Here is a 4,254-nt window from a genome sequence, read left to right as displayed (position 1 = left end):
CGGGAATATCAGGAATCCAGAGATTTTATTACAACAAGTCTGGTACGGGACTTGGAGCATCAGAAAGAAGAATTGGCAGGGCTTGATAAAGAAATCGAGAAAATCCTGCTTAGTTTTGACTATAAACTGACCAGTATGCCTGGTATAGGGACGTCGGTAGCCAGTAAGCTGATTGCAGAAATCGGAGATATCCGAAGATTTTCCAATGCTGATAAGCTGGCAAGATTCGCTGGAGTGGCTCCTGTAAAGTTCAGTTCTGCCGGGAAAGGCAAGGAGCAAAGCTCCAGACAGGGAAACCGTCAGTTGCATGGGCTGTTTTATTTTCTGGCAGTAACAATGGTTTCCAAACCAAAGAACGGAATACCCAATCATCCGGTATTTTATGACTATTACATGCGAAAAATCGGCGAAGGAAAGACAAAGTCTCAGGCACTGGTCTGTATCATGCGCCGGTTGGTGAACATTGTTTACGGAATGATGAAAAATAAGACAGAATATCGGGAACCGATTCGAGAAGAAGAACAGTAATTTCTCTCTTAAAAATAGCACAAAGATGTGCTATACTTTTTTTAATTGAATACTAATTTTTACCATTCGTCGGATATCTCAGTACTCCACCTGAGGGGACGGGTCAGGGTATAAAAAATGGTACAGGACGTGGATATAAAGTAGATTCAACTATGTATCCTGATGACGAAGCGGCAGGCGTACTAAGAAATGGAGAATATGTCAAAAATCCAACAGCTCATAATATTAAGGATTATGTTAGTGAAGGCTCCAATTATTTGGGGAATAAGAATATGAATGGAAAATATATGTATGCTGTTGATATGGATGGAAATATTATTATAGGAACAAGAGGGGGCCAAAGAATGCCTCACCCTACGTTGATTGGAGGTGAAAATCCACAAGTTCAAGCAGCAGGTATGGTTGAAGTTCGGGGTGGAAAAATTTATAGTATTGACAATGCTAGTGGTCACTTTAAGCCAAGCAATGAATGCTTGAAAACTGCAGAAGATGCATTTGGTAATTTACCTCAAAACATCTATTCTAAAGATTTTAAAGGATTTTTACCATATGGAGAATAAGGAGGACAGTTATGGATTATACAGGTACATGGGGGGTATACCAATGTTTTCAGGGAACTGATGATGATATGATCGCCGCTGAAGACAGAGAAGAATTTTTTGCCTTAAAACCAAATGGAAAGGTTTTTCAATGTGTATCAATGAGTGACGGGATGATTAAGTTAAAGTATGGAAAAAAAGAATTTCGAGTAATTCCTAAGCTTTATAAAGTTGTAAATGAACCCCAATATAAATTAGGAGATATAGTAGAAATAATTGAAAAGTCATCAATAGGTCAGATTATTGATGTTGAATGGCATATAAAAGATAATACTCCCTTTTATTTTCTTAAAATCGAGGGTAAAAGAAGTGGAAAAAGATATAAAGATTATGAAGTAAAAGAAGTGAGATAAAATGAATTACACTGAACTAAGTAAAGAAATTTCATATGCTTTACGACATGCCCCATGGGAATATGAACTTGAGATTGACGAAGAGGGAAGAGTTCCGTTAAAGCAGTTATTATCTGCCTTACATCTAAATCCTAAATGGGAAAATGTTGCTGAAGATGATTTAATTGAAATAGTTGAAAAATCTGAAAAAAAGCGGCATGAAATTTTCGAAGGAAAAATTAGAGCATTTTATGGACATTCCATACCAATGAAGATTATGAAAGAAGAAAAAATGCCGCCCAATATTTTATACCATGGAACAGCAAGAAGATTTATGGATTCAATTGCAGAAAAAGGGTTGTTACCACGGAGCAGGCAGTATGTTCACTTATCACAGGATATTGAAACCGCAGAGAACGTTGGGAAAAGACATGATAATAATCCACAAATATTAGTAATTGATTCGCTAAGTGCTTGGAATGATGGAATAAAATTTTATTATGGTAATGAGAAAGTATGGCTGGCAGATATGGTCCCTAGTAAGTATATTTTAGAAAAACAATAACATATTTTAATAATTAAAAATTACCAAGTAAGTGCCTTGAAAAGTTTAGAACATGACTATTTCTGGTTGTGTTCTAAGCTTTCTTGTAAAGTTATAATTTGGTAATATACTTTATGACCTTCATCCCATCTATGAATTCATGCTAATAAAAAACCCGTAAAGGAGGTCAACAGTGAGTGATTTATTGAAAATATTAATTAAAGCAAAAGATAAATGTCTGTTTAAAGAAGAGGTTTTTATAAGAGCATTGGATGAAATCAAACAATTCGATAAAGATTTAAATTTAGATTGGGATGATGGAGCTGGTGAAGAATGGGCAAGATTGAACCATCAGGAGCATGGTATTGTTTATATGATCAATTCTAAAATAGGTATAATATTTGCCCGAAAAAGTTATGAAAGTAAGATACCTCAAGTTCTTTTTTCAATGTATGAAGTTTTTATTACTGAAAATTATGATAAAGATGAGTGGTTTATTGATTTGGCAAAATTAAAATCAGAAGTAAAGCAGATTAGCTGGCATGCTTCTGAAGAAGCTGTTAATCCTAATAAATTTAGCTTAAACGATTTATATTTTGCAACAGTTTAAATGGCCTAATTAGATTAATCTCTTCCGTGTACCTAGCAGATACCTTAAAACCTTGAAACTTAGTTGGTTTCATAGTGGTCACAGCTACCTAATGGGTGATGTGCTCCTTATTACAGCTACCTAATAAAAAAGAGAAAGGTTTTGACTGGAATTCTTGTGCAGTCGGCATTGCCGGCTGCTGTAAACCGGCAGGAGCGCCGTAAGGTGCACCTGCCTTTAACCTGCATCATTTTCGACCCCATGGTTCATCCCGGCTTTTGTAGCAAATTAGAGTGAAAATCTTCCAGTTCAGGAATTTATAAATGGTTGCGATTGTGCGACTTGAGAGATATGAAAAACTGGCTTATATGCGACATTTTTCTGAAAAAGCAACCGGAAGACGAACAGGAGGCAATAGCAATCCAAACAGCTATCAGGTGCAAAGGGATAAGCCTATATTTTTCAGATTTGCTCAACAAGGCTTTTTATCTCCTGATTGGCATATATGTTCCACTATGGGTTTTAAAGGTCACACAGAGGCAATTAGTTGCGATACAGGGCAAACCGAAAGTGTTCTATTGATTCTGTTCCACCAGAAATTTAGCTGGTTCATCTGCCCTATGGTTCATGGTGAACCATGGATTTACATCAAAGTGTTTCTATGGTAAAATGGTGCTGCCGGGGGTTACAGGGGGTAAAAACACTTCTTCTGTAACTCCCTTTTCTGTTCTTTTTTCTGACGTTCCTTCTCCTAAAAACAAATTCAGAAATTACTTGCAATCCATTTCATACAGAGTTAACATCAACAACCAATAAAAGAAATAACTTGTCCTTTCACCCATTGGTTTGTTGTAGATTGGCTGTCGCCCCCTTGCGGACTCATAAAGAGTTAACGCTGTCATCTGAGGTTGCCGGTACGGGAACTGATTGGTTGGAAGCAAGTTCTGGAGGGAGAGAATTGCAGAAAAGAGAAAATCTACTTTATGTAGGAATTGATCTGCATAAGGAAAGTCATACCGCAGTGATGGTGAACTGCTGGAATGAAAAGTTAGAGGTAGTCGTCATTGAAAACAAGCCCAGTGAATTTAAAAAGCTGGCAGAAAAGGTGAACAGAAAATCCAATCACCTTGGGCTTGAACCCATTTACGGATTGGAGAATGCATATGGCTACGGCAGAAGTTTAGCTGTCTGGCTGATTGAAAAAGGTTATATTGTAAAAGACATTAATCCAGCTTTGGCTTATGATCAGAGAAAAAGTGCACCTATGCTCCGTAAAAATGATGAGCATGATGCGTATTGTGTGGCAACGGTACTCATAAACCAGTTACATACTTTGCTAGATGCAAAGCCAAAAGATAACGAATGGACACTGGCTCAATTAGTAAATCGGAGAGATTTACTGGTGAAAGACGGCATCCGTTTTAAGAACGGACTCCATGAGCAGATATCAATGGCATTTACGGAATGATGAAAAATAAGACGGAGTATCTGGAACCGATTCCAAAAGAAGAATAGTAATTTTTCTATTTAAAAACGGCACAACGACGTGCTATAATTCTAAAGGAAAGTATCATGTTTAGGGTCTGAGAAAAACAGGTTCGTTTTCTAAACCTGCTTTTCTCAGATTCTAAATGTGATTCTTTCCAATTGAACAATAGTCGC

At 36.9% G+C, this 4,254-nt stretch carries 7 protein-coding genes; all 7 read left to right on the top strand.

Annotated elements, in window-relative coordinates; all coding sequences use genetic code 11:
* A partial coding sequence (locus CRO04_RS25375) for a transposase (protein WP_141401048.1) occupies positions 1-528 on the top strand: 528 nt, incomplete at its 5' end.
* A 152-nt stretch (positions 529-680) separates the two neighbouring features.
* A complete protein-coding gene (locus CRO04_RS25370) occupies positions 681-1,088 on the top strand; it encodes a hypothetical protein (protein WP_097007021.1) in 408 nt (135 codons plus the stop codon).
* Between the two features lie 11 nt (positions 1,089-1,099).
* Positions 1,100-1,480, top strand: a complete 381-nt coding sequence (locus CRO04_RS25365; protein ID WP_097007020.1) for a DUF6960 family protein — start codon at positions 1,100-1,102, stop codon at positions 1,478-1,480.
* Position 1,481: 1 nt separating this feature from the next.
* Entirely contained in the window at positions 1,482-2,024 is a 543-nt protein-coding gene (locus tag CRO04_RS25360) for an RNA 2'-phosphotransferase (RefSeq protein ID WP_097007019.1), read from the top strand.
* Positions 2,025-2,196: 172 nt separating this feature from the next.
* Positions 2,197-2,613: a hypothetical protein gene (locus tag CRO04_RS25355; protein WP_097007018.1), complete on the top strand. Its 417-nt coding sequence runs from the start codon at positions 2,197-2,199 to the stop codon at positions 2,611-2,613.
* A 302-nt stretch (positions 2,614-2,915) separates the two neighbouring features.
* Positions 2,916-3,260: a hypothetical protein gene (locus CRO04_RS25350; RefSeq protein WP_097007017.1), complete on the top strand. Its 345-nt coding sequence runs from the start codon at positions 2,916-2,918 to the stop codon at positions 3,258-3,260.
* Between the two features lie 290 nt (positions 3,261-3,550).
* Positions 3,551-4,060: an IS110 family transposase gene (locus CRO04_RS25345; protein ID WP_242974660.1), complete on the top strand. Its 510-nt coding sequence runs from the start codon at positions 3,551-3,553 to the stop codon at positions 4,058-4,060.
* Positions 4,061-4,254: the final 194 nt, after the last annotated feature.

It is taken from the genome of Lacrimispora amygdalina (genome assembly GCF_900205965.1).
GTDB classification, from domain to species: Bacteria; Bacillota; Clostridia; order Lachnospirales; family Lachnospiraceae; genus Lacrimispora; species Lacrimispora amygdalina_A.
This window is presented reverse-complemented; position numbering and strand designations above follow the sequence as displayed.

Bases quoted from the DNA above. Each gene is read 5' to 3' on its own strand.
- CRO04_RS25360 (WP_097007019.1), top strand. From the start codon at position 1,482: ATGAATTACACTGAACTAAGTAAAGAAATTTCATATGCTTTACGACAT.
- CRO04_RS25365 (WP_097007020.1), top strand. From the start codon at position 1,100: ATGGATTATACAGGTACATGGGGGGTATACCAATGTTTTCAGGGAACT.
- CRO04_RS25370 (WP_097007021.1), top strand. From the start codon at position 681: ATGTATCCTGATGACGAAGCGGCAGGCGTACTAAGAAATGGAGAATAT.
- CRO04_RS25350 (WP_097007017.1), top strand. From the start codon at position 2,916: ATGGTTGCGATTGTGCGACTTGAGAGATATGAAAAACTGGCTTATATG.